This window comes from Mycobacterium sp. 3519A, assembly GCF_900240945.1.
GTDB lineage: Bacteria > Actinomycetota > Actinomycetes > Mycobacteriales > Mycobacteriaceae > Mycobacterium.
Map to the genome: position 1 here is coordinate 1,314,977 of NZ_OESG01000013.1, position 22,776 is coordinate 1,337,752.

General features: G+C 66.9%; 25 protein-coding genes. 14 read left to right on the forward strand and 11 right to left on the reverse strand.

From position 1 onward, the window contains the following. Positions 1-18: 18 nt before the first annotated feature. The 3 genes from C1A30_RS14215 to C1A30_RS36055 all read left to right on the forward strand — a co-directional run bounded on the left by C1A30_RS14215 (position 19) and on the right by C1A30_RS36055 (position 3,071). Positions 19-837: a methyltransferase domain-containing protein gene (locus C1A30_RS14215; RefSeq protein ID WP_160112744.1), complete on the forward strand. Its 819-nt coding sequence runs from the start codon at positions 19-21 to the stop codon at positions 835-837. 43 nt (positions 838-880) lie between these two features. Further along, a complete protein-coding gene (locus tag C1A30_RS14220) occupies positions 881-1,768 on the forward strand; it encodes a LysR family transcriptional regulator (RefSeq protein WP_101948908.1) in 888 nt (295 codons plus the stop codon). 82 nt (positions 1,769-1,850) lie between these two features. Next, entirely contained in the window at positions 1,851-3,071 is a 1,221-nt protein-coding gene (locus tag C1A30_RS36055; protein ID WP_101948909.1) for an MFS transporter, read from the forward strand. 74 nt (positions 3,072-3,145) lie between these two features. On the opposite strand, the gene C1A30_RS14230 is transcribed toward C1A30_RS36055, so the two are convergent. Further along, on the reverse strand, positions 3,146-4,723 hold the full coding sequence (locus C1A30_RS14230; protein WP_101948910.1) for a PTS transporter subunit EIIC: 1,578 nt from the start codon (positions 4,721-4,723) through the stop codon (positions 3,146-3,148). Positions 4,724-4,818: 95 nt separating this feature from the next. Between C1A30_RS14230 and C1A30_RS14235 the strand changes: the two genes are divergently transcribed. Genes C1A30_RS14235 through C1A30_RS14250 form a run of 4 tightly spaced genes read left to right on the forward strand, consistent with a single transcriptional unit; the run spans position 4,819 to position 7,550 of the window. After that, positions 4,819-5,289 carry a PTS glucose transporter subunit IIA gene (locus tag C1A30_RS14235; RefSeq protein WP_101948911.1) on the forward strand — a complete coding sequence of 157 codons (471 nt, stop codon included), beginning with the start codon at positions 4,819-4,821 and terminating at the stop codon, positions 5,287-5,289. Further along, positions 5,290-6,075: a glucosamine-6-phosphate deaminase gene (nagB, locus tag C1A30_RS14240; RefSeq protein WP_101948912.1), complete on the forward strand. Its 786-nt coding sequence runs from the start codon at positions 5,290-5,292 to the stop codon at positions 6,073-6,075. Further along, positions 6,076-7,218, forward strand: a complete 1,143-nt coding sequence (gene nagA, locus C1A30_RS14245) for an N-acetylglucosamine-6-phosphate deacetylase (protein ID WP_101948913.1) — start codon at positions 6,076-6,078, stop codon at positions 7,216-7,218. It abuts the gene before it with no gap. Between the two features lie 41 nt (positions 7,219-7,259). Continuing rightward, positions 7,260-7,550 carry a hypothetical protein gene (locus C1A30_RS14250; protein WP_101948914.1) on the forward strand — a complete coding sequence of 97 codons (291 nt, stop codon included), beginning with the start codon at positions 7,260-7,262 and terminating at the stop codon, positions 7,548-7,550. Here C1A30_RS14250 and C1A30_RS14255 read toward each other — a convergent pair. Then, positions 7,538-8,095: a TetR/AcrR family transcriptional regulator gene (locus C1A30_RS14255; RefSeq protein ID WP_101948915.1), complete on the reverse strand. Its 558-nt coding sequence runs from the start codon at positions 8,093-8,095 to the stop codon at positions 7,538-7,540. The two genes, C1A30_RS14250 and C1A30_RS14255, sit on opposite strands and share 13 nt — an antisense overlap. A 167-nt stretch (positions 8,096-8,262) precedes the next feature. Between C1A30_RS14255 and C1A30_RS14260 the strand changes: the two genes are divergently transcribed. Next, a complete protein-coding gene (locus tag C1A30_RS14260) occupies positions 8,263-9,498 on the forward strand; it encodes a cytochrome P450 (RefSeq protein ID WP_101948916.1) in 1,236 nt (411 codons plus the stop codon). On the opposite strand, the gene C1A30_RS14265 is transcribed toward C1A30_RS14260, so the two are convergent. Further along, positions 9,457-11,283, reverse strand: coding sequence for a DUF1214 domain-containing protein (locus tag C1A30_RS14265; RefSeq protein ID WP_101948917.1), 1,827 nt, complete (start codon positions 11,281-11,283; stop codon positions 9,457-9,459). The genes C1A30_RS14260 and C1A30_RS14265 overlap by 42 nt on opposite strands. Positions 11,284-11,345: 62 nt before the next feature. Between C1A30_RS14265 and C1A30_RS14270 the strand changes: the two genes are divergently transcribed. Beyond that, on the forward strand, positions 11,346-11,936 hold the full coding sequence (locus tag C1A30_RS14270; protein ID WP_101948918.1) for a TetR/AcrR family transcriptional regulator: 591 nt from the start codon (positions 11,346-11,348) through the stop codon (positions 11,934-11,936). A gap of 184 nt (positions 11,937-12,120) precedes the next feature. After that, positions 12,121-12,384 carry a hypothetical protein gene (locus tag C1A30_RS14275; protein ID WP_067807906.1) on the forward strand — a complete coding sequence of 88 codons (264 nt, stop codon included), beginning with the start codon at positions 12,121-12,123 and terminating at the stop codon, positions 12,382-12,384. Positions 12,385-12,398: 14 nt separating this feature from the next. Here the strand turns inward: C1A30_RS14275 and hutH are convergent, their stop codons facing one another. From hutH to hutU, 5 genes are read right to left on the reverse strand one after another with little or no spacing between them, the layout of a single operon-like run. Next, entirely contained in the window at positions 12,399-13,943 is a 1,545-nt protein-coding gene (gene hutH / locus C1A30_RS14280; protein ID WP_369974126.1) for a histidine ammonia-lyase, read from the reverse strand. Beyond that, positions 13,940-15,136 (reverse strand): imidazolonepropionase, encoded by a 1,197-nt coding sequence (gene hutI / locus C1A30_RS14285; RefSeq protein ID WP_101948919.1) that lies wholly within the window; start codon positions 15,134-15,136, stop codon positions 13,940-13,942. Before hutI ends, hutH begins: the two co-directional genes overlap by 4 nt. Further along, positions 15,133-16,479 carry a formimidoylglutamate deiminase gene (locus C1A30_RS14290; RefSeq protein ID WP_101948920.1) on the reverse strand — a complete coding sequence of 449 codons (1,347 nt, stop codon included), beginning with the start codon at positions 16,477-16,479 and terminating at the stop codon, positions 15,133-15,135. Before C1A30_RS14290 ends, hutI begins: the two co-directional genes overlap by 4 nt. Continuing rightward, the gene (locus C1A30_RS14295; RefSeq protein WP_101948921.1) at positions 16,476-17,702 is read right to left on the reverse strand and encodes an allantoate amidohydrolase; all 1,227 of its coding nucleotides are present in this window, start codon (positions 17,700-17,702) and stop codon (positions 16,476-16,478) included. Before C1A30_RS14295 ends, C1A30_RS14290 begins: the two co-directional genes overlap by 4 nt. Beyond that, positions 17,699-19,360: a urocanate hydratase gene (gene hutU, locus C1A30_RS14300; RefSeq protein ID WP_101948922.1), complete on the reverse strand. Its 1,662-nt coding sequence runs from the start codon at positions 19,358-19,360 to the stop codon at positions 17,699-17,701. The genes C1A30_RS14295 and hutU overlap by 4 nt, the downstream gene beginning before the upstream one ends. Positions 19,361-19,480: 120 nt before the next feature. Between hutU and C1A30_RS14305 the strand changes: the two genes are divergently transcribed. The 3 genes from C1A30_RS14305 to C1A30_RS14315 are packed head-to-tail and all read left to right on the forward strand — an operon-like array spanning position 19,481 to position 21,277. Further along, complete coding sequence (locus tag C1A30_RS14305; RefSeq protein ID WP_101948923.1) at positions 19,481-20,272, forward strand: IclR family transcriptional regulator; 792 nt, start codon at positions 19,481-19,483, stop codon at positions 20,270-20,272. Positions 20,273-20,319: 47 nt separating this feature from the next. Then, positions 20,320-20,763, forward strand: coding sequence for an SRPBCC family protein (locus C1A30_RS14310; protein ID WP_101948924.1), 444 nt, complete (start codon positions 20,320-20,322; stop codon positions 20,761-20,763). After that, entirely contained in the window at positions 20,747-21,277 is a 531-nt protein-coding gene (locus tag C1A30_RS14315; protein WP_101948925.1) for a helix-turn-helix domain-containing protein, read from the forward strand. Before C1A30_RS14310 ends, C1A30_RS14315 begins: the two co-directional genes overlap by 17 nt. On the opposite strand, the gene C1A30_RS14320 is transcribed toward C1A30_RS14315, so the two are convergent. Together C1A30_RS14320 and C1A30_RS14325 are read right to left on the reverse strand one after the other, a co-directional pair. Next, positions 21,274-21,675 (reverse strand): hypothetical protein, encoded by a 402-nt coding sequence (locus C1A30_RS14320; RefSeq protein ID WP_235009899.1) that lies wholly within the window; start codon positions 21,673-21,675, stop codon positions 21,274-21,276. The genes C1A30_RS14315 and C1A30_RS14320 overlap by 4 nt on opposite strands. Further along, complete coding sequence (locus C1A30_RS14325; protein ID WP_142392606.1) at positions 21,672-21,956, reverse strand: hypothetical protein; 285 nt, start codon at positions 21,954-21,956, stop codon at positions 21,672-21,674. The genes C1A30_RS14320 and C1A30_RS14325 overlap by 4 nt, the downstream gene beginning before the upstream one ends. Positions 21,957-22,124: 168 nt before the next feature. Here C1A30_RS14325 and C1A30_RS14330 point away from each other — a divergent pair, with 168 nt between their 5' ends. Beyond that, positions 22,125-22,430, forward strand: a complete 306-nt coding sequence (locus C1A30_RS14330) for a hypothetical protein (protein WP_101948927.1) — start codon at positions 22,125-22,127, stop codon at positions 22,428-22,430. Between the two features lie 79 nt (positions 22,431-22,509). Here C1A30_RS14330 and C1A30_RS35380 read toward each other — a convergent pair whose 3' ends face one another. Beyond that, positions 22,510-22,752, reverse strand: coding sequence for a hypothetical protein (locus tag C1A30_RS35380; protein ID WP_142392607.1), 243 nt, complete (start codon positions 22,750-22,752; stop codon positions 22,510-22,512). Positions 22,753-22,776: the final 24 nt, after the last annotated feature.

Consider the following 22,776-nt stretch of genomic DNA (forward strand, 5'->3'; position numbering starts at 1 on the left):
ACGAAGAAGGGGGCCACCATGACCGACGACCTTGCTTCCGGTTTCCAGAGCGTCGACCGCGCCCCGGATTTCGAGATGTTCTCGCGATGTCTGACGCTGATCGACTCGCTGCCGTTCTTCGCGGAATGCAAACGCGAAAGCTACGAATTGCTCGGGGCAGGCCCTGGCCGCCGGATCCTGGAGGTGGGCTGCGGGCTCGCGGACGACGCCGCGGCGCTGGCCAGACTTGTCGTCCCGGGTGGTTCGGTGGTCGCCGTCGACGGCAGTGCGGCGATGATCGACGCGGCGCGCGCCCGCCACGGCGACGTCGAGGGGCTGTCCTTCTGCGTCGCTGATGCCGCCGAATTGCCGTACGACGACGCTGATTTCGACGCCTGCCGAATCGATCGGGTGCTTCAGCACATCGCCGATCCCGCCCCCGCTGTCGGTGAGATGGTTCGCGTATTGCGCCCCGGCGGTGTGCTTGTCGCCTACGACAACGACTGGGAGACGTTGACGGTCGACTCGGCCGATCGCGTGACCACTCGCACCATCTTGAACGCCTGGTGCGACCGGTTCCCGTCCGGTTGGATCGGGCGCCAGCTTGTTCCGCTGTTTCTCGACGCGGGCCTTGCCGACGTCGTCGTCCACCCGAAGACGCTGGTGCTGCGCGAGTTGGGAGTGGCCGATCAGTTGTATCTGTTCTTCTCCACCGCAAACAGGCTCGCGGAGGCGACAGTCCTCGATCGCGCCGATGCGGAGCGCTGGTCGGATTCGTTGCGCACCGCCGACGCCGAAGGTCGATTCTTCAGTTCGTACACCGGCTTTCTCGTGTCAGGAACCCGCACCGGCCCGTGATGGCTGCCCGCTGAACTTCATGCAGTTTCGTTATCGTTTGTGCGTGCATCTCGAAGAATTGGAATGGTTCGTGGCGCTCGCCGAGATCGAGCATGTCACCGAGGCGGCTGCGGAGTTGGGCGTGAGCCAACCGACGTTGTCGCGGGCGCTGGCGCGTTTCGAGGCGCAGGTCGGCGCCCCGCTGTTCGACCGAGCCAATCGCCGGTTGCGCCTCAACCCGTACGGGCAGATCATGCTCGAACATGCCCGCCGCAGCCTTGCCGAGATGCAGTCCGCCGTCGACCGCATCGGTGCGCTTCGAGATCCGGACACCGGTCGGGTCCGACTGGCGTTCCTGCATTCGCTCGCCAGTTGGTATGTGCCGGAACAGCTTCGGCGGTTCAGAGAGTCAGCGCAACGAATTTCGTTCGATCTGTTTCAGGGCCCCGCGCGGGAAATCGCCCAACGGGTCGTCAACGGTCAAGCGGACATCGGGATCACGTCACCGCGGCCCGAGGGGCCGGAACTGGTGTGGCATCGACTGTATGAGGAGCGGTTGTGTCTGGTGGTACCGCGCGGGCACCGGTTGGCGTCGCGCGCTCGTGTGCGGTTGTCCGCGGCGGCGTCAGAGCCCTACGTGGCGCTGTTCCGGCAGGCCGGCTTGCGTCAACTGACCGACGAACTCTGGGCAGAGGAAGGCCTCGACCCGGACATCGTCTTCGAGGCAACCGAGCTCTCCACGATCGAGGGCCTCGTCTCGGCGGGCTTCGGCGTCGGGGTCGTCCCGGTTCCCCGGGTCGCCGACGAATCGCAGGTCGTGCACGTCCCGCTGACCAATGTCGGCGCCAAGCGGGAGGTCGGGTTGGTGTGGGACAGAAATCGGGAACTCGCGCCGCCGGGGCAGCGCTTCGTCACATTTCTGAAGTCGGCGGCGGGCTCACCGCCGCGGTGAAGTCGGGTGATGCGCGCTGAACATCAACCTAGCTCTATCTATGTATTAGACACATGATGGTACTGCCCTTAGCGTCCGCAGGATGTCAACCGAAAGCGCAGCTGCCCCGGTTTGGAACGGCCACGCGCGCGGCTCGTCCGCGTACGGGCGACTGCTCACCGCGCTGTTCTGCGCGGGCGTGGCGACGTTCGCTCAGCTCTATTCGCCGCAAGCCGTACTGCCGCTGATCGCTGCCGACCTCGGTGTCGGCGCGGCGGGCGCGGCGTTGATGATCTCGGCATCCACCGTCGGTCTCGCCATCGGCGTGATCCCGTGGTCGTCGCTCGCCGACCGGATCGGCCGTGTGCGGGCGATTTCGTTCTCGGTCATCGGAGCGACGACGGTGGGCGTGCTGGTGCCCTTCGCGCCGAGCTTTGACCTGCTGCTGGCCGGGCGTTTTCTCGAAGGTCTGCTCGTCGGGGGCGTGCCCGCCATCGCGGTCGCATACCTCACCGAGGAGATCGATCCCGCGCATGCCGCGCGGGCGGCGGGAACCTTCGTCGCCGGAACCACCATCGGCGGATTGGCAGGCAGGTTGGTGTCGAGTCCCGTCGCCGAGATCGCGGGTTGGCGTGTCGGTGTCCTCTCGGTCGCAGTGCTGTGCGGGCTCGCGGCGGTGGGCTTCGTGAAACTGGCTCCGCCGCCCCGCGGCTTCGTCCCCGGCAACCGGACGCACGCCAACGCCGAAGGGAGCCTGGCTCATCGGTTGTCGGCCAACTTGCGGTCGCGCCGCCAACTGACGCTGTTCGGCCAGGCGTTTCTGTTGATGGGTGCATTCGTCGCGCTCTACAACTATCTGGGCTTTCGGTTGGCAGGGGCGCCCTTCTATTTGCCGCCGTTCGCGGTCAGCCTGGTGTTCGTGGCTTACCTGGCCGGAACGTGGGCATCGGCCCGCGCCGGAGGGGAGGCGTCGCGGTTCGGCCGCAAACGGGTGCTGCTGGTGTCGGTGGCGATCATGGTCGCGGGCATCGCGATCACGTTGAGCAACAACATCATCGCGGTACTGGCTGGTCTGGTCATCGCCACCGCGGGCTTCTTCGGCGCCCACTCGATCGCGGCAGGATGGGCAGGCCGGTCGGCACCCATCGGTAAAGCGCAGGCCTCATCGCTGTACAACCTGTTTTATTACGGCGGTTCGAGTGTCATCGGGTGGCTGGGCGGACTGGCATTCGACGGATACGGTTGGACGGCTGTCGCGGTGCTGATTTCGGCGCTGGTCCTGATCGCCGCCGCTGCCGCCGCGGTGTTCCTCCCCGCCGACTAGTTGCGCCGAAACGGTATTCCAGCACGTCCGCACTCGAACTTTCCGTGCGAAGATGCAGTCTCGGCGAAAAACGACTAGCGAATCTCGTTGATGTCGTTCTTCAACGCCTCCGCGTCCGTACCGAAGACGGCTTGCACGCTGTTGCCGACCTCGATCACGCCCGCCGCGCCAAGACTCTTCAGTCGCTGCTGATCTACCTTGCTCGGGTCGGCGACCTCCATCCGCAACCGGGTGATGCACGCGTCGACATTGACGAGGTTGTCCCGGCCGCCGAACGCGGCGATGACCTGTTCTGCCTTGCTGTCGACCGCTGCGGGCGCTGTCTTCGTCGCGGTGGCCGCCCCGCCGGTCGTCACCGCGGTCGCCGATGTCGCGCCCTCGCCGAGGTTGGCGGCTTCCTCAGCCTCGAATTCGCTTTCCGGTTCGCGCCCAGGCGTTCTCAGGTTCCATCGCGTGATGGCGAATCGGAACAACACGTAGTAGACGACGAAGAAGACCACGCCCATGACCAACAGCAGCCAGATGTTCTTGGCCGCAGGCGCTCCGCCCCACAGCAGCAGGTCGATCAGGCCCGCCGAGAACGAGAAGCCGAGGTGGATGTCGAGTAGGTAGGCGATCGCCAGCGACAGCCCGGTCAGCACCGCGTGGATGACGTACAGCGGGAACGCCACGAACATGAACGCGAACTCGAGGGGTTCGGTCACGCCGGTGAGGAACGCGGTCAGCGCAGCGGCCGCCAGTATGCCGACCGCGACCTTGCGTTGTTTCTTGTTGGCGACGTGGATCATCGCCAGCGCCGCGGCGGGCAGCCCGAACATCAGAATCGGGTAGAAGCCCGACGTGAGGTGGCCGCCGGTGGGATCGCCCGCCGCGAAGCGGGTCAATTCGCCGGTGACGACCTTGCCGTCCGGCGCCTGATAGTCGCCGTAGAGGAACCAGATGTAGGAGTTCGGGATGTGGTGCAGGCCGAACGGAATCAGCATGCGATTGACGAAGCCGTATACGAACGCCCCCAACGCGCCCGAACCGCCGATGAACTTGCCGAGACCGGTCAGGCCCGCGTCGAAGATCGGATAGAAGTAGCTCATCGCGAACGCCAGGAACAGGCAGACCAGTGACACCACGATCGGGACGAACCGCCTGCCGCCGAAGAAGCCGAGATAGGAAGGCAACTGGATGGTGTGATAGCGGTCGAACAGCCACGCGGTGACGAGCCCGACCACGATGCCTGCGAACACGCTGTAGTTGATCTGGGCTTGGTCGCCCGCCTTGTCGACCTGACCGGCGAGCACGATCGGCGACATCGTCTTGAACACCGCCTGCACCACGAGGTAGCCGACGACGGCCGCCAGTGCGGTCGAACCGTCCGCCTTCTTGGCGAATCCGATCGCGACACCGACGGCGAAGAGCAGAGCGAGGTTGCTGAACAGCGCGTCACCGGCGGCGCTCATCGCCTGGAAGAAGGAGCTGATCACCGGCGCTTGGATCCTGCCGAGCACGTCGGGCTGGCCGAGTCGCAGCAGGATGCCCGCGGCGGGCAGCACGGCGATCGGAAGCATCAGGCTCTTGCCGAGTCGCTGCAGTTGCGCGAAGCCGGGGATGCGCCGACCCGACTTTGCCGTCGTCCCTTCGGGTTTCGCTGCCTCGCTCATATCCTGTGGACCTCCTTCGCCGAAGCTGACCGGAAGCCTAGACGAGAACCGGTGAACTTGAGACCGTCTTGCCCGCACGCTCGTATTGTTGGTGCGTGAGTACGACGTCAGTCCTTGCCCCGGTCGCGGGCCGCGCCGTTGCCCTGCCCGACGTTCCCGATCCCGTCTTTTCCCAGGGCATGGTGGGTTTCGGTGCCGCCGTCGATCCGCCGCGCGGGGTGGTCGAGGCCGTCGCTCCGGTCAGCGGGAAGATCTTGAAGTTGATGCCGCATGCGTACATCGTCATGACGGCGGACAACGTGGGTGTCCTGGTCCACTTGGGGCTGGACACCGTCGGGCTTCAGGGGGAGGGCTTCACCACGCATGCGAGTCAGGGCGATGAGGTCACGGCGGGGCAATTGATCATCACCTATGACGTCCCATCGGTGGAAGCCAAGGGGCTCAACCCCATTGTCCCGGTGGTGGTGATGGACGAACGCGAATCATCGAACATCACCCCGTCGGATGCGGTCTTCGAGGGTGCGCAGATTGCCGCAGGGGCAATTCTTTTCACCGCGAACAAGTAGATGGAAGTCGTAATCCTGCCGGACGCCGGACAGATCGGCGCGGTTGCGGCCGACGCCATCGGCGAACTGCTGGCCCGTAAGCCGGATGCCGTGCTAGGCCTCGCGACCGGATCATCGCCGCTGATGATCTACGACGAATTGGCGGCGCGCTGCGATGCCGGTTCGATCTCGTTCGCGAAGGCGCGGGGCTTCACTCTCGACGAGTATGTCGGGCTACCCGCCGACCACCCGGAGCGCTATCGCAATGTGATCGACCGGGTGTTCGTCTCGCGGGTCGACTTCGCCCCCGGTGCGGTGCTTGGACCGGACGGCCTGGCCGACGACATCCCCGCCGCGTGCGCCGAGTACGAGAACGCGATACATCAAGCGGGCGGCGTCGACCTGCAGATCCTCGGCATCGGCACCGACGGCCATATCGCGTTCAACGAGCCAGGGTCCTCGCTGGCTTCGCGCACCCGCATCAAGACGCTGACCCGGCAGACCCGAATCGACAACGCTCGCTTCTTCGGTGGCGACGTCGAGGCCGTGCCGACGCACTGTCTGACGCAGGGCCTGGCGACCATCATGGAGGCCAGGCACGTGATCCTGGTGGCGACCGGCGGCGGCAAGGCCGAAGCCGTCCACCATCTGGTCGAGGGGCCGGTGAGCGCGATGTGGCCAGCGACCATCCTGCAGCATCATCCGCACGTCACAGCGCTGCTGGATGACGCTGCGGCGCATCGGCTTCAGCTTGCCGGCTACTACCGCGAAACCTACCGCGCCAAGCCGGATTGGCAGGGCATCTGAGTGCTATTGGCTGCCGAGACCATCCTGACGGGGCGAGAGATGTTGCGGCCCGGGTGGATTGAGGTGTCGAACGGGACCGTGGCCGCGCTCGGCACAGGCGCCGCGCCGCGCGACGCCGATCGTGACCTCGGCGCGGTCACCGTGGTGCCCGGCTTCGTGGACACCCACGTCCACGGTGGCGACGGCGCGAACTTCTCGACCGCCTCGCCTGCGGACACGGCGACCGCCGCGACGCTGCATCGAAAGCACGGGACCACGTCGCTGGTCGCCTCGTTGGTCACCGCGGGTCCGGACGAATTACTGCGCCAGGTAACGGGTTTGGCCGAGGACGTGCACGCAGGCGTCATCGCGGGCATCCACTTGGAAGGACCGTGGCTGTCCGCCAAGCGGTGCGGCGCGCATCAGCCGTCGCTGATGCGCGACCCTGACCCCGCCGAGATCGACCGGGTGCTCGATGCCGGCCAAGGCGCGATCCGGATGATCACCGTGGCACCGGAGCGCGACGGTGCCCTCGCCGCGATCGAGCGGATCGTCGACCGCGGCGTGGTGGCCGCTGTCGGCCACACCGAGGCGACCTACCAGCAGACGCGCGCGGCGCTGACGGCGGGCGCGACGGTGGGGACCCACTTGTTCAACGCCATGCGGCCGATCAACACCCGCGAACCGGGTCCGGTCATCGCGCTGCTGGAAGACGCCAGGGTGACAGTCGAAGTGATCACCGACGGCGTGCACGTCGACCCTGCGCTGTACCGGCACGTCGCGCACAGCGTGGGACCCGATCGGGTGTCGCTGATAACCGATGCGATGGCGGCGACCGGGAAGCCCGACGGGGCCTACCACCTCGGGCCGGTGCGAGTGGACGTCGTCGACGGCGTCGCCAGGGTGGCGGGTACCGACACCATCGCGGGCAGCACCGCGACCATGGACCGGGTGTTCCGATTCGCCGTGGCGCACAGCGGATTACCACGCGACGAGGCGCTGATGCTGGCGGTGCGCCAAGCGACGGTCAACCCGGCGCGCGCGTTGGGCCTGCCGGATGCCGGAATCGTCGCGGGCGGTGCCGCCGACTTGGTGGTCCTGGACTCGAATCTGGCCGTCGCCTGCGTGATGTATCGCGGTGTGTGGGAGGAGCTTCGCAGCTGAAACGCAGGCGTTCTCCTGGTTGCGCGAGCACCGTGGACGGTATGGCAAAACGGTTTCCGGCCGCGACGACAGCGGTGGTCGGCTGCGCGCTGGCGCTCGCGCCGGCCGCCGCAGAACCCGTCGACACCGGGGGATCGGCCGAGTCGGTGGTCGGTGATTTGAAGTCGCAGGGCTACAACGTCGTCATCAACTGGTTGAGCGGCTACGACACCGTGCCGTTGTGGGCGTGCACGGTGCAGGACGTCAACAACCCCGACACAGCTCCGCCCACACCCGGTACGTTCTCGACGGTGTACGTCGACGTCACGTGCCCGAATCATCAAGACGAATGAGCGGCGAACGCGGGAGCGACGAACCGTTGCAGCATGGTGTGTTCCGCAACGGGATCGGAATCGGGCAGCAACAGTAACGACAACACCAACCGCAGGATCCATCTCGCGGCCTGCGGGTCGTCGTCGGCGATGCCGGTGAGTTCCGTCGCGAACGCGGTCACCGCGTCTGAGGCGGCCAACCAGTTCCATCCGCCGCTGCGTGCGGAATCGACGAACAGTTGGCCCGCGGGGTCGCCGCGGATCTCGGCGACAGCCACCTCGATGGCGGTCAGCACCCGATCAGACCCGGTGCGCCCCTCCACGCTGGCGCGAACGGTCTGCACGATCCGGGTCGCGGCACGGGCCAACACCGCTTCCCTGATGTCCTTCTTGCCGCCGACGTAGCGGTAGATCGTGGCGCGCGAGCAGTGGGTCCGCGCGGCCAATGCGTCGACGCTCAGCGCATCCATCCCCTCCCGGTAGATGAACTCCGTGGCCGCGGCGTAAATCCGCTCCGCGGCGGCGGACCTGCGCCCCTCATCGAACAGCCAGTCATCGCGGGACATGGACGCAAAGCTATCTCAGTGGTGAGACAAAATCGTGGAAATTCTCAACCGTTCTCGCTGGTCGCGGGGAGGTCGTGAGACACGCGCTACCACCTCGCTGCCGGGGCGCGTTTCGACTGTCGCCCGACCCGTTGACCACCTCCGTTTGCGCTGGCCAACCTGTACACATGACGGTGCTGCAGGATCCGCTCGCGTTCTTCGGTGCTGAGGCGCTGCAAGATCCGTATCCGCTCTACGACCGGTTACGCGCCGAGGGACCGGTGCATCAGGTCGGTGACTCCGGCTTTTATCTGGTGTGCGACTGGGCGGCGATCAACGACGCTGTCAACCGGGCCGACGACTTCTCGTCGAACCTGACCGCGGCCATGACGTTGTCCTCCGACGGCACCGTCGTCCCGTTCGAACTGGACCGCCTCGGCGGGCCCACCCAGATCCTCGCGACGGCCGACGACCCCTCGCACGCCCTGCACCGCAAGATGCTCGTACCGCAACTAGCCGCCAAGAAGATCCGTTCGATGGAGGCGTTCATCGGACAGACCTTCGACCGCTTGTGGAGCGACGGCGTGCGCGACGGACGAATCGAATGGATGAGCGCACTGGCGAACAAGCTGCCGATGATGGTCGTCGCGCGCTTGATCGGTGTGCCTGCCGAGGACGTCGACAAGTTGATCCGCTGGGCGTGCGCGAGCACCCAACTGCTCGACGGCTTGGTCGATCAGGAGCAGCTGACAGCCAGCGGTGTCGCGGCGATGGAACTGGGCACCTACATCCAGGGTCACTTCGCCGACGCGGCGGCCGACCCGCCGGACAACCTGCTGGGTGGCCTCGCGAGTGCTTGCACGGCAGGCGAATTCGATCAACTCACCGCCCAGCTGATGATGATCATCTTGTTCAGTGCCGGCGGAGAATCGACTGGCTCTCTGCTCGGCAACGCGATGGAGATCCTGGCCACGCAACCGGAGATCCAACGCCAGGTTCGGCAGGATCCGAGCCTGTTGGGACCGTTCATCGAGGAGGCGCTGCGGTACGAGCCACCGTTCCGCGGTCACTACCGCCACGTCGTCAGGGCGACGTCGCTGGCGGGCACCGACCTGCCCGCCGGTTCCCGGTTGCTGTTGCTGTGGGGTGCGGCGAACCGCGACCCTGCCAAGTTCGACTCACCGAACGAGTTCCGGCTGAACCGGCCAGGTGGCAAGGGCCACATGACCTTTGGGAAAGGTCTGCACTTCTGCGTCGGCGCCGCGCTGGCGCGGCTGGAGGCGCAGATCGTCCTGCGTGGGGTACTCGACCGCACCTCCTGGATCGACGCGATCGACGCGGGGCCGTGGCTGCCGAGCGTGCTGGTCCGGCGCCGCGAACAACTAGGGCTGCGGGTACGGCGCAAATCGCCTGTCGAAACCTGACTTTCGCTGCGCAAGTTGGTCCTGCCGGACCACCGCGTCGGCAGGGACCGTGCCCACGGGCAGCACACCGGGCAACTGGTCGAGCGACACCACCTGCGAACTGACGGTCGGCAGATTCGTCGGGTTCTCGGGCAGGTCCTGGAACCGGATCGAGATGGTGCCCTGATGCAGGCCGCCTGTGGACACCCAGTTCCAGATCTGCGGATCCTGCGGTGACACCACGATGGTGTACGTCCCGTCGTCGTTCTTCTTGGCCTGCGCGATGTTCAGGCTGGTCTGCTGCTCCCAGTAGTTGTCGGTGATCGTCCAGTCGTTGGTGACCGGAACCACGAAGTAGCCGGCGTCGCCGGGATTGATGGTCAGCACGAGCGCCTGGTTGTCGTCGAGTTGGAAGTAGCCGGCGCTCTGCATCTGTGTCGAAAGGAATTGTGCGTTCCGCGTCGGGTTGGTGAACACGTTGGGCTGCCTGCGTTCACCGGTCGTCGGGTCGATGGTGGCGACCTTGATGTAGGTGGATTCCATCTGCAGACCCAACGCCATGATCACCGCGGTGACCGTGCCCCGCAGCAGTGGCGGCATCACCGGCAGCGGCGGCACCAGCGAGACGAGCGTCGTCAACAGGGGACTCTTCGTCACCGTCGGTCCGATGAATGGGATGGCGAACCCGCCCAGTTGGGCGAACAAGCTGTTCGGGGGACCGCCGGTCCGTTCGATCGCCAGGCTCATCGGATCCTGGGTGTTCCAGTCCGACAACGTGTTTCGCACTGCGATCAGCGTGGTGTCGTCGGTGATCTGGATATGGTTGGGCCCCGGTCCGGTGGGGGCGCCGCTCACGGTGATGGTGAAGGAGCCGTCGGGGTCGCGCACCAGATCCTTGCCGTTGAGGATCGACGCGGTGTTACCGGACAGCCCGGTCAGCACGCTGAAGGTGGTTTCGGCCGGATCCTCGCCGGTGAAGCGGCCGGTGATCACATATGTCGAGGTCTTGTTGACCGCCATGAAGCGGTAGATGGTGTCGGGGTTGTCGTAGAGGATGCGGGACCCGTCGACGTCGCGGCCGTACCAGGTGTGCGGCGGAGCGACCTGCGTGACGGCCGTCGGGGTCATCGGATTGAGCAGTTGCTGTTGGAATGCCGCACCCATGGCGTATTCGTCGACCGCTTGGTGAAGCGCAGCGAGGTTCGCTTGGTCGGGTCCGCCGACCAGCTTGAATTGTTGTTGAGCAGTTGAGCGCCAGCCGAATTGCAGCACGAGCTTCATCAACTGCACGGGCAGCGTGTTGACAGTTTCGGCGGCGCGCCGTTCGGCGGCACGTTGTTCGGGGGTGCCGAGCGGGCTGACTGCCAGTGTCTGTGTCGCGGACTCGTCGACGGCGGCCTTCGTGACCGGCTTGGTGACTTCGCGGCTTGCGGTGCCGACGGTGGATGCCGCAGCCAAGGTCTGTGCCGGCGCGTCGGGTTTGGGCGCGGGCTCGTCGGCGGTGGCCTTCGCCGACACCGCATGTGACTCCGTCTTGGGTGTCTTCTTTTTCTTCTTGGGCGGGCGCGTCGGTTTGTCGGCGCTCGAGATCGACGTTTCCGTCTTGGCTGACGGTTTCTGATCGCCCCCGTCGTTGTGCGTTGTTGACGCAGTGGTCGACGTCCCGCCGTCCGAAGTGCCCGATTGGCCTTCGTCGGCGGACGCGATTGCGGCGCTGTTGGCGATCGCCGCCCCGATGCCCAGTGCGACCGCCAGGCCGCCGACCCTGCCGATGAACCGACCATAGGTGAATGGCTTCGTTGCCACGGAGCGAGTCCTTTCGCAGGGCGTCCGCTGACCGCAAACGCCTTGCTCGGTACCGTAGTCACATGACTACAGCCGGGGCAAGGGTTGGCGCAACACCCGCGAATACGCCGCTGGGCAGGACAGAAGTCGTCGCAGCAGTGCTGGAGTCCGCCGCGGACCTGTTCGCCGAACGCGGGCCTGCGGCAACGTCGGTGCGCGACATCGCGGCGCGGTCGCGAGTGAACCACGGCCTGATCCACCGGCACTTCGGAAGTAAGGACCGACTCGTCGCGGCGGTCCTCGATCACCTCGGCGAGCATCTCGCCAGGCTGTTGGCCGCAGAAGCGGACGGCGCGGCGGTCGGTGCGGCGGTCGACCGGCAGCTGCGAGTGATCGCCAGGACGTCGCTCGACGGCTATGCGATCGGCGAACTCCAGAACCGGTTTCCGACGATGGAGATCCTGCTCGACAGTGTCCGCGGGCGGCACGCGAGCGAGCTCGACGCCCGGTTGGCCGCGGCGCACACCGTGGCGCTGCAGCTTGGTTGGGTGCTGTTCGGCGACTTCCTGCGCGCGTCGACGGGACTGGAGGACGTCGACGATCGCGTCTTCGCCCGTTCGGTTGGCGATGTCGTCGGGCGGATTCTCGACACTGGGCCGTCAGCATCGTCGTAGGACTTGTTTCGCTATTCGGACTCTTTATCGCTCGCGGCCCAGCTCGTCAAACTAACGCACCCGAAATCGGATTTTGCCGCAAGCGATTTTGACGCTATTGCTAAGTCATTTCACATGCAAAAAATACATATTGGTTTCGCCGAAGGGATTTGCAGGGTCGGTCAATCGGCCTAACGTTGATCAGATGAATGTCCACGTCGTTGAGGCGCGGCGCTGTCCCTTCTGCAAGCACATCGTGAACACCTATCGCGATCCCCGAGATCCCGAGAACACACCCCACGACGGTGACATCTCGGTATGCGGGAACTGCAGCGGACTGTCTGTTTTTGAGGGGAGTGAACTGCGCCTGCCCACACCCGAGGAACTGGCCCGGTCCATGCGCGACAAGAATCTCCTCCGCACCATCAAGGAGCTTCGAGCCGAGCAGTACGGGTGGAGTGTCTTCTGATTCGTCGGTAGTACTCAGGCCAACGGGCCGGTGACCGCCTCGGCGGCCGCTACCAACGCGCCCGAATTCGCCAGGGTGAGGACTGCGTCGATCTCCGGCGCCAGGTATCGGTCGGTGCCGGGGCCGGGCACGCATGTCCTGACCGCGGCGATGACGGCCGCGGTGGCGGGCGACGCCGCCAGTCCAGCGCGCAATTCGATGCCGCGCGCCGCGGTGTACACCTCGATGGCCAGCACCCGGCGTAACCCGTCGACGGCCCTGCGCAGTTTGCGCGCGGCCGACCACCCCATCGAGACGTGGTCCTCCTGCATCGCCGACGACGGAATCGAGTCGACACTGGCCGGATTGGCCAACCGCTTGAGTTCCGAGACGATGGCGGCCTGGGTGTACTGCGCGATCATGTGGCCGCTGTCCACGCCGGGGTCGTCGGCCAGGAACGGGTTGAGGCCGTGGCTGCGGGCGACGTCGAGGAACCGGTCGGTGCGTCGCTCACTGATGCTGGCCACGTCGGCCACCGCGATCGCGAGGAAGTCGAGCACGTAGGCGACGGGCGCGCCGTGGAAGTTGCCGTTGGACTCGACGCGTCCGTCCAGGGTGACGACGGGATTGTCCACGGCGCTGGCCAATTCGCGGCCCGCAACGGTGCGGGCGTGCTCGACGGTGTCGCGTGCCGCGCCCGCCACCTGGGGCGCACACCGCAGCGAGTAGGCGTCCTGGACCAGCGAGCAGTCCGGCCCGCTGTGGCTGGCCACGATCGGCGAGTCCGCGAGTACGCGACGCATGTTCGCGGCGGCCGCCGCCTGTCCCGGGTGCGGGCGCATGGCGTGCAGATCCTCAGCGAAGACCCTGACGGTGCCGAGCAGTCCTTCGACGCTCATGGCCGCCGCGATGTCGGCGAGTTTCAGCAGCCCGTCCAGATCGCGCAGCGCGAGCACCAACATGCCGAGCATGCCGTCGGTGCCGTTGATCAGGGCCAGCCCCTCCTTCTCGGCGAGCACGACGGGTTCGATGCCGTGTCGCGCCAGCGCGTCGGCGGCAGGCAGGAGTTCACCGTCGGCGGTGCGCACCGAACCTTCGCCGATGGCGGCGAGTGCCACATGCGCCAGCGGCGCCAGGTCGCCGGAGCAGCCGAGGCTGCCGTACTCGTACACCACGGGGGTGAGCCCGGCGGACAGCATCGCGGCGTAGGTCTGCGCGACCTCGGGCCGCACACCTGTGCGGCCGGTCGCCAGCGTCGACAGCCGCAGCAGCATCATGGCCCTGACGACCTCACGCTCGACCTCGGGACCCGAGCCGGCGGCATGTGAGCGAATCAGGCTGCGCTGCAACTGTGTCCGCAGTTCGTGCGGGATGTGTCTGCTGGCCAGCGCCCCGAAGCCGGTGGACACCCCGTACACCGGCTTGGGGTCGTGGGCCAACTCCTCGATGCGGGCGCGACTCTTGGCGATCGCGTCCAGCGCCTCGTCGGCAAGCGTCACCGCGGCACCGTCGCGGGCGACGGAAACGAGTTCGTCGAAGCTGACGGGGCCGACACCGACGACGACGGTTTGAGTACTCACGATCGTGACTCCACATTCTCGAAGAGGCGCAGGCCCGCCCGCACCACATCGCGGACGAGCGGCACACCGGGGCGGTAGGCCAGATGGATATAGGACGGGGCGTCCAGCAGGACGAAGTCGGCGCGCCGCCCTACGGTGAGCGCCCCGACGTCGTCGCGGCGCAGCGCGGCCGCGCCGCCCGCGGTGGCGGCCCACAACGCTTGCGCCGGAGTGAATTTCATGTCCCTGACGGCGACGGCGATGCAGAACGGCATGCTGGTGGTGTACGAGCTGCCGGGATTGCAGTCGGTGGCCAGTGCCACCGTCGCACCCGCGTCGATCAATCGACGGCCGTCGGGATACTGTGCGCGCGTGGAGAATTCGGCGCCGGGCAACAGGGTGGCGACGGTTGTGTCAGCCGCCGCCGCGAGGGCGTCGACGTCGTCGTCGGTGGCATACGTGCAGTGGTCCACCGACGCCGCGCCCAGTTCGACCGCCAGTCGGATGCCCGCGCTGGGGCCGAGTTGACCGGCGTGCAGTCGGGCCTCGAGACCGGCGGCGATTCCCGCGGTGAGGATGTGCCTGGTCTCGTCGACGTCGAATGCCCCGCGGTCACAGAACACATCCACCCAGCGGGCATGCGGGGCACATGCCCGCAACATGGGTCCGGTGATCAGGTCGACGTACGCCGCGCGGTCGTCACGGAACTCGGCCGGAACGACGTGTGCACCAAGGAAAGTGGTCTCGTCGGTGACGGCCTGCGCGATGCGCAGCGAGCGGGCCTCGTCATCGACGGTCAGGCCGTAGCCGCTCTTGCATTCGAACGTCGTGACACCGCTCCGCAACAGTTCACCGGCGAGACGCTCGACACCTTTGAGCAGGTCGGCGTCGGTTGCCGCCCGGGTAGCGGCCACCGTGGAGCCGATCCCGCCCGCGCCGTAGGGTTCGCCGCTCATCCGCGCCGCGAACTCGGCAGAGCGGTCGCCCGCGAACACCAGGTGGGAATGGCTGTCCACAAAGCCGGGAATCACGCTGGAGTCGCGGCAACTGAACCGCTCCTCGGCGTCGGGGGCCTGCGCGCGCGGGCCGACCCACGCGATCTGCTCGCCGTCGACCACGATGGCGGCGTCGGAGATGATGCCGAGCGGATCACCGTCGGCGTTCGCCGGGTCGTTGGTGACGAGTTCACCGATGTCGGTGTAGAGGACGGTCATCGGACCTCCATCAGATCGGCGATGACAGAACCCAGTTCGGCCTCGACATCGGGCACGTTGGCATGCTTGCGGTCGACGACGACGGCGCGACCGTCGACCACCACGTCGGTGACATCGGGTGCGGCCGCGGCGAACACGATGTTCTCCACGGTGGCGTCGCCGCCCGCGGTGCGGACCGAATCCGTCTGCACGGCAACGAAGTCGGCACGTGCACCGACCGCGAGTTCACCCGCGTCGGCCCAGCCGAGAGCGCGGTGGCCGTCGTAGGTGGCGGCCCGCAACAGCCGGTCGGCGGAGATGACGCCGCGCTGCCGGGAGGCGAGGCGTTCGTTCAGTTCCACCGCGCGGGCCTCCTCGAACAGGTCGATCACCGCGTGGCTGTCGGAGCCGAGACTGAACAAGCCGCCGCCTGCGAGCAGTGCGGGCGCCGGGCCGATGCCGTCGCCGAGGTCACGCTCGGTGGTGGGGCAGAAGCACACGCCCGTCGAGGTGCGGTCGATGTCGGCGATGTCGTCGGCGGACAGATGGGTGGCGTGCACGGCGGTTGTTCGCGGCCCCAACGCGCCGGCGTCCCGCAGCACCGCCGTCGGCGTGCGGCCATGTGTCGCCAGGCATTGCTCGACCTCGCGCATCTGCTCCGAGGAGTGCACATGCAGCGGAACAGCGTGCGTGGCAGCCCATTCCACGACGGCGGGCATGTGCTCGACGGGAACGCCGCGCACGGAATGCATGGCCGCGCCGATCACGACGGACGGACTGTGTGTCTGCCGACGCAACGCCTCGACCCGCTCCGCCCACCCGTCGCCGCTGCCGTCGCCGAACCGCTGCTGCGGTCCGGCCAGCGGCGCACCGTCCGGCGCTGAGCTCAGATAGCAGGTGTCCAGCAGCGTGAGTCGGATGCCGGCGTCGGCGGCGCCGTCGATCACGGCGTGCCCCATGGCGTTGGGCTCGGCGTAGCGGGCGCCCCCGGTGTCGTGGTGCACGTAGTGGAACTCGCCGACGCACGTGATACCGGCGAGCGCCATCTCGGCGTACACCGCGCGCGTCAAACGGCGGTAGCGGTCCGGGTTCAACCGCTCGGCGGCACGGTACATCAAGTCACGCCAAGTCCAGAAGGATCCCCGGTCGCGCTGGGTGCGTCCGCGCAGTGCGCGGTGAAAGGCGTGCGAATGCGCGTTGGCAAGGCCGGAAATGATCAAGCCGCGCAACCGATGTGAGCCCGGCTGCGCGACGGTGTCGGTTTCGATCGCGGTGATCCGGCCGTCGGCGACCGTGAACAGCACACCGGCGGCGACCGAATCGCCGCCCAACCAGGCGTATTCGCACCACCAGGTGTCGGTCACGACGACACCCAGTCCGCCATCACGTCGGCCAGCGCCACCGCTCCAGTGTTGCAGTCGTCGGGTTCGGCGAACTCCTCCGGCGAATGCGAAACGCCGGTGGGGTTGCGTACGAACAGCATCGCGGTCGGTACCACCGCGGACAGGATGCCTGCGTCGTGGCCTGCCTGGGTCGGCAGCACCGGGATGTCGCCGAGATGGGCGAGCGCGCGTTGCAGCCTGGCCCGAGGTGCTTCGGGGAATTCGACGATGGGGGTGACGGATTCGGCGCTGACGTCGAGGTCGATGCCGTCGGCGGCGGCGTGCTGACGGGCTTCGGTGCTGATCTTGTCGACCAGCGACCGCAGCGTCGCCTCGTCGGCGGCCCTGGCGTCCAACCACGCATGCACGGAGGATGGAATCGCGTTGGCGCCGTTGGGTGCGACGATCACCTTGCCGAACGTCGCGACCGCGTCGTGCGCGGCGGCCAGCGACCGCGCGGTGTGCACGGAAGAGGCGAACGCCAGCATCGGGTCGCGCCGGTCGACCAGGCGGGTGGTGCCCGCATGGTTCGCTTCGCCGCAGAAGGTGAATTCCCAACGGCCGTGCGGCCAGATCGCCGACGCGACCGCGATGGGGCGGTCGACGAGATCCAGCGCGCGGCCCTGTTCGACGTGGAGTTCGACGAACACGCCGATGCGGTCTGTGAGGCGCGGGTCGGCGCCGAGATGCTCGGGGTTGCGGCCGGCCTTGGTCATCGCCTCGTCGAGCGTGACGCCGTGGACGTCGCGCAGACCCCGGGCGCGGTCGGCCGTCAGTGCGCCGGTGGACAATTGGGACCCGACACACGCCACGCCGAACCGCGCACCCTCCTCGTCGGAGAACGCGGCGATCGCGACGGGGACGCGCGGCACGATGCCGCGCTCGCGGACGATGTCGACGGCCGCGAATGCGGACACCACGCCGAGTGGACCGTCGAAGGCGCCGCCGTCGGGCACGGAATCGAGGTGCGACCCGGTCACGAACGCGTCGGCCGGATCCCCGGTCCAACCCGGCGGCATCCACCACGCCCACAGGTTGCCGTTGCGGTCCTCTTCGACGTCCATCCCGCGCTGCGCGGCGCATCCGGTGAACCATTCGCGCAGGGTCAGATCGGCGTCGGACCATGCGTAGCGGCGGTAGCCGCCGGTGGCGGCGTGCCTGCCGACACCCTGGATGGTCGTCCAGAGGGCGTCGAAGCCCGTCATAGGTTCTCCTGCATGGGGATTCGTACGCCGCGCTGGGCGGCGACCTCTGCCGCGTGTTCGTAGCCGGCGTCGACGTGGCGGATCACGCCCATGCCGGGATCGTTGGTCAGCACCCGGGTGAGTTTCTCCGCAGCAAGCGCGGTGCCGTCCGCGATGGTCACCTGTCCGGCGTGGATGGAGCGGCCCATGCCGACGCCGCCGCCGTGGTGAATCGAGACCCACGTCGCGCCGGATGCCGTGTTCACCAACGCATTCAGCAACGGCCAGTCCGCGATGGCGTCGGAGCCGTCGAGCATCGCCTCGGTCTCGCGGTACGGCGACGCGACCGATCCGGAGTCGAGGTGGTCGCGGCCGATCACGATCGGGGCGGACAGTTCACCAGAAGCGACCATTTCGTTGAATTTCAGCCCTGCCAGGTGCCGCTCACCGTAGCCGAGCCAGCAGATGCGGGCGGGCAGGCCCTGGAAGGCGACCATCTTGCCTGCCATCTCGATCCAGCGGGTGAGGTGCTTGTTGTCACCGAACAATTCGAGGATCGCGCGGTCGGTGGCGGCGATGTCCTTCGGGTCGCCCGACAGCGCGGCCCACCGGAACGGCCCAAGGCCCTCTTCGAACTGCGGCCTGATGTAGGCAGGCACGAAGCCGGGGAAGTCGAAAGCCCGGTCGTACCCGGCTTTTCGGGCCTCGTCGCGGATGGAATTGCCGTAGTCGAACACCTCGGCGCCGCGGTCGGAGAAGCCGACCATCGCCGCGACGTGCTTGGCCATCGACTGTTGGGCCTGCTCGGTGAAGTAGACGGGATCCTTCTCGGCCATCTTCTTCATGTCGTCGAAGTCGACGCCGATGGGCAGGTATGACAGCGGGTCGTGCGCCGAAGTCTGATCGGTGACGATGTCGATGGGCGCGTTGCGGCGCAGCATCTCCGGCAGCACCTCGGCGGCGTTGCCCAGCAGTCCGATCGACAGCGGACGTTTGGCGTCGCGGGCCTCGATAGCCAACCGCAGCGCGTCGTCGATGTCGACGGCCTTGGTGTCGAGGTAGCGGTGTTCGATGCGGCGGTCGATGCGGGTTTCGTCGCAGTCCACGCAGATCGCGACGCCGTCGTTCATCGTGACGGCCAACGGTTGCGCTCCGCCCATGCCGCCGAGTCCGGCGGTCAGCGTGATCGTGCCCGCCAGCGTGCCACCGAACCGCTTCTTGGCGACCGCTCCGAACGTCTCATACGTGCCCTGCAGAATGCCCTGGGTGCCGATGTAGATCCACGAGCCCGCGGTCATCTGCCCGTACATCATCAGCCCGTCGGCCTCGAGCTTGCGGAACTGCTCCCAATTCGCCCAGTCACCAACGAGATTCGAGTTCGCGATCAGTACGCGCGGCGCCCACTCGTGGGTGCGGAACACGCCGACCGGCTTGCCGGACTGCACCAGCATGGTCTCGTCGGCTTCTAGGTTGCGCAGTGTCCGGACGATCGCGTCGAAGGCCTCCCAGTTGCGTGCCGCCTTTCCGGTGCCGCCGTAGACGACGAGGTCCTCGGGGTGTTCGGCGACTTCGGGATCGAGGTTGTTCATCAGCATCCGCAGCGCGGCCTCCTGTGGCCAACCTTTACAGGACAACTCGGTGCCGCGCGGGGCGCGGACGAGGCGCGCGGTGGACGTCATGGTGCTCTCTTTTCGCTGGTCCAAACTCCGTGGTGCTATCAGGACACCGCACCCGGCGCGCTTGCGGTAGGGACAAACGCGGGATACCGTCTCGTATCCGAGACACAGGGGAGGGATGCCGTGTCCAGCACCTCACCAGCGGTCGGGCGGGCGCTCGACGTGCTGCTGCATCTTGCGTCGCGGCCGGGGCCCGTGCAGGGGTCGGCGTTGATCAGGGAGATCGGCATGCCGCGCTCGTCGGCCTACCACCTGCTCGAGGTGTTGATCGACCGCGGGTTCGTCGTGCATCTGCCCGATCAGGGTGCCTATGCGCTCGGGTTCTCGGCGTTCGAGGTGGGTTCGGCGTATCTGCGGCACGAACCGCTCGAGCACATCGCGCGGCCGATCCTCAAGCGATTGGTGGCGACGGTCGGCGAAACCGCCCATCTCGGAATCCTGTACGGCGCCGAAAGTGTGTACCTGCTCAAGGAGCAACCGCAGACCGCCGGCGTGCCCGTCACCCTGGTCACCGACGTCGGCGTGCGGTTGCCCGCACATCTGACGGCGAACGGGCGATCCATCCTCGCGCATCTGTCGGCCGCTCAAGTGCGGGCGTTGTTTCCGTCGTCGGCGTCGTTCATCCGCCGCACCGACCGCGGGCCCAAATCTTTGGCCGAGTTGCGGCGACTGCTGCAGACCGAACGTGAGCAGGGCTGGGCCGAGGAAGCGGGGATGATCACCGAGGGCCTGCACTCGGTGGCGGCGTGCGCATTCGACCATTCCGGCCGACCGATCGCCGCGTTCAGTGCCACCCGTCGCGAGGACCGGCCGAACACCGCGCTGCCGACTCTGGTCGAAGCGGTGCGCAATGCGGCGCGGCAGTTGACGCGGGCACTGTCCGGCCGCGCACCCCAGGGCTGGTTTTCCTCCTGACGCGAGCAGTCTGTTCGCGGCTCGAATTTGGATGTACCATCTGGTACATGATTACTGAATGCGGCGTCACGATCGACGCGCAGGCGGAGGTCGTCTGGGAGGTGTTCAGCGACGTCGAGCGGTGGCCGGAATGGACACCGTCGGTCACCCGGTTGGTCGCACTCGACGGACCGGGCCTGGCGGGCGGTAAGCGCTTCGAAATCAAGCAACCGCGGATGTCCAAGCTTGTCTGGGAGGTCACTGAGTTGACCCCGGGCAGTGCGTGGACGTGGGTGCAGCGCTCGCCCGGTGGTCTGACGGTGGCCCGACACGAGGTCATCGCCGAATCCGATGGACGCACCCGGGTTCGGCAACAATTGGAGCAGCGAGGGCCACTCGGCTCGCTGGTCGGCCTGCTCATGCGTGGAATGACAAGGCGCTACCTGGATTTGGAGGCGGCCGGCCTCAAGGCCGCAAGCGAGCAGCGGCGCGTCGATGGCCCGACCGCCTGATCTGGTCCGGCGTCAGGAGTTACTCGACGCAGTCGTCAAAGAGTGTGCGGAGCGCGGTATCGGCGACCGGCCGCTGCGCGACATCGCCGCGGCCGTCGGCACCAGCCACCGCATGCTCCTGCACCACTTCGGCTCACGAAACGAACTGCTGCTGGCGATCGTCGAAGAGGTCGAGCGGCGTCAGCGGGCGCTGTTACCCACGCTGCCAACCGAACCCGCGGCAGCGATCGCGGCGATGTGGGCTGATTTGAGCCGGCCTGAACTGCGCCCGTTCGAGCGGCTGTTCTTCGAGTGCTACGCGCGCGGCGTCCAAGGCGAGCAGCCGTTCTCCAGCATGCTGCCGGGAGCCGTCGACACCTGGCTGACAGACACCGCGGGCGCGGACCCGGCGCTGGCCCGCCTCGGATTGGCAGTCATGCGTGGTCTCCTCCTCGACCTGGTGGGCACCGAGGACCACGAAGGCGTCGACGCAGCCGCCGACGCCTTCGTGGAACTGGTTCGACGAAGCGGCTAGCTGCCCGAACCAGAACTCGACGCCGCAGCCGCCTCGGCGGCCCGGCCCTCAGGGCTTGCGGCCGAATTGCCCGGCGTGGTCGCGGTTGCGACGCCCGCCTCACAGTTCAGCGACACCAGCATCTCGTTGGTCGCCGAACCGCTGCTGTTCGGCGGCGGCTGCACCGTGCGCTTCTGCGCATGCGTCACTACGCAGTCGGGCCACGACTTCTGGTCCCCGACAACGGTTTCCACGACTGGCTTCAGGCCGGCACCGCTGAGCGAACTCTGCGCGTCTGAGTATTTCTGACCTGTCACATCGGTGTCGGCCGCAGCGGCGCCACAGAGCGAAATCGCCAGGCCCACAAGGCCTGTGACGACGACGCTCATGCCGACGACCGGACGAATCAAACGAATCATGAGCCCGCCTTGACCGGCGGAACGGCTTCGGTCGTCGGTTCGACCGTGGCGGGCGTGGTGAAGGTGGCCGTGGCGCCCATGTTCATACCGGCGACGGTGGGCTGGCTGTACACCCCGCCGGACGAGCCGTCCCCAGATCCGGCCAGGGTAGCGACATTTCCGGATTCGGCATTGTCGATCACGACGGTCAAGACGCCCGCCCCGATCACTGCTGCTGCGGCGCAAGCGGCTCCCACCAATTTCACACCGCGACGACTGGTCGTCTTCTGTTTCGTGTTCATAGTGGGATCGTTGCCTCCGGACCGTAATGATCACTGGAACGCTTCTGTGAGCTGTCTGATTTACGGATCGGTCATATAGGCGTTTTTTCAGCAGTCGTGCGTTTAGTTCTCAGGAATAGGTGGGTAGCCCACAGCATTTGGCGCAGTCCTGACAGGAGGGAGTCACCGATGAAGGTGCAACGCGCTGCGGCCAGGGCAACAGTGTTCGGCGCTGTGACCATTGCCGTGGCCGGTGCGGGTATCGCACATGCCGACCCGCCGGTCCCGACACCGCCCGTTCCGACACCCCCCAGCCGAGACGTCGTACCCCCTCAGGGGCATGACGGCCCGCTGCCGCAGGACGCAGTGGTCCCGATGTGGGCTCCGCCCGCCCCGCCGCCGCCGTTCTGGGCGCCGTGGCTGCCGGTCGTGTGGAACACCGACCTCAACGCATGGGGCGTGTGGTGGAACGGCGATTTCGTGAAACTGCCTTAGCCATTTCGAGTAGTCACCTACTCGATACATCCTTGTCGATCGAAACTACTGTCACGATTACCGCAGGCTTGCGGGGCCATCACAGTAGGGGGTTGAAATGGCTGGTGAGTCCAAGCTGACTGATGACCAGATGAAGATCGTGGACGAAGTGGGCGACCGCATCGACCGCGCGTTTGACGAGGCGCGCGAGCAACTCAGAACCGTGAGCATCTTTGACGGCGACGACGACGCAGGCACACATTGCCTCGTATGCAGTTGTCCTGGTTACGTGTTCCCTGGTGCGCGGCAACCGGCCAGGTGCGACCGCAACGGGTGTGGTCACTCGTTCACCAGACACAACGTGTTC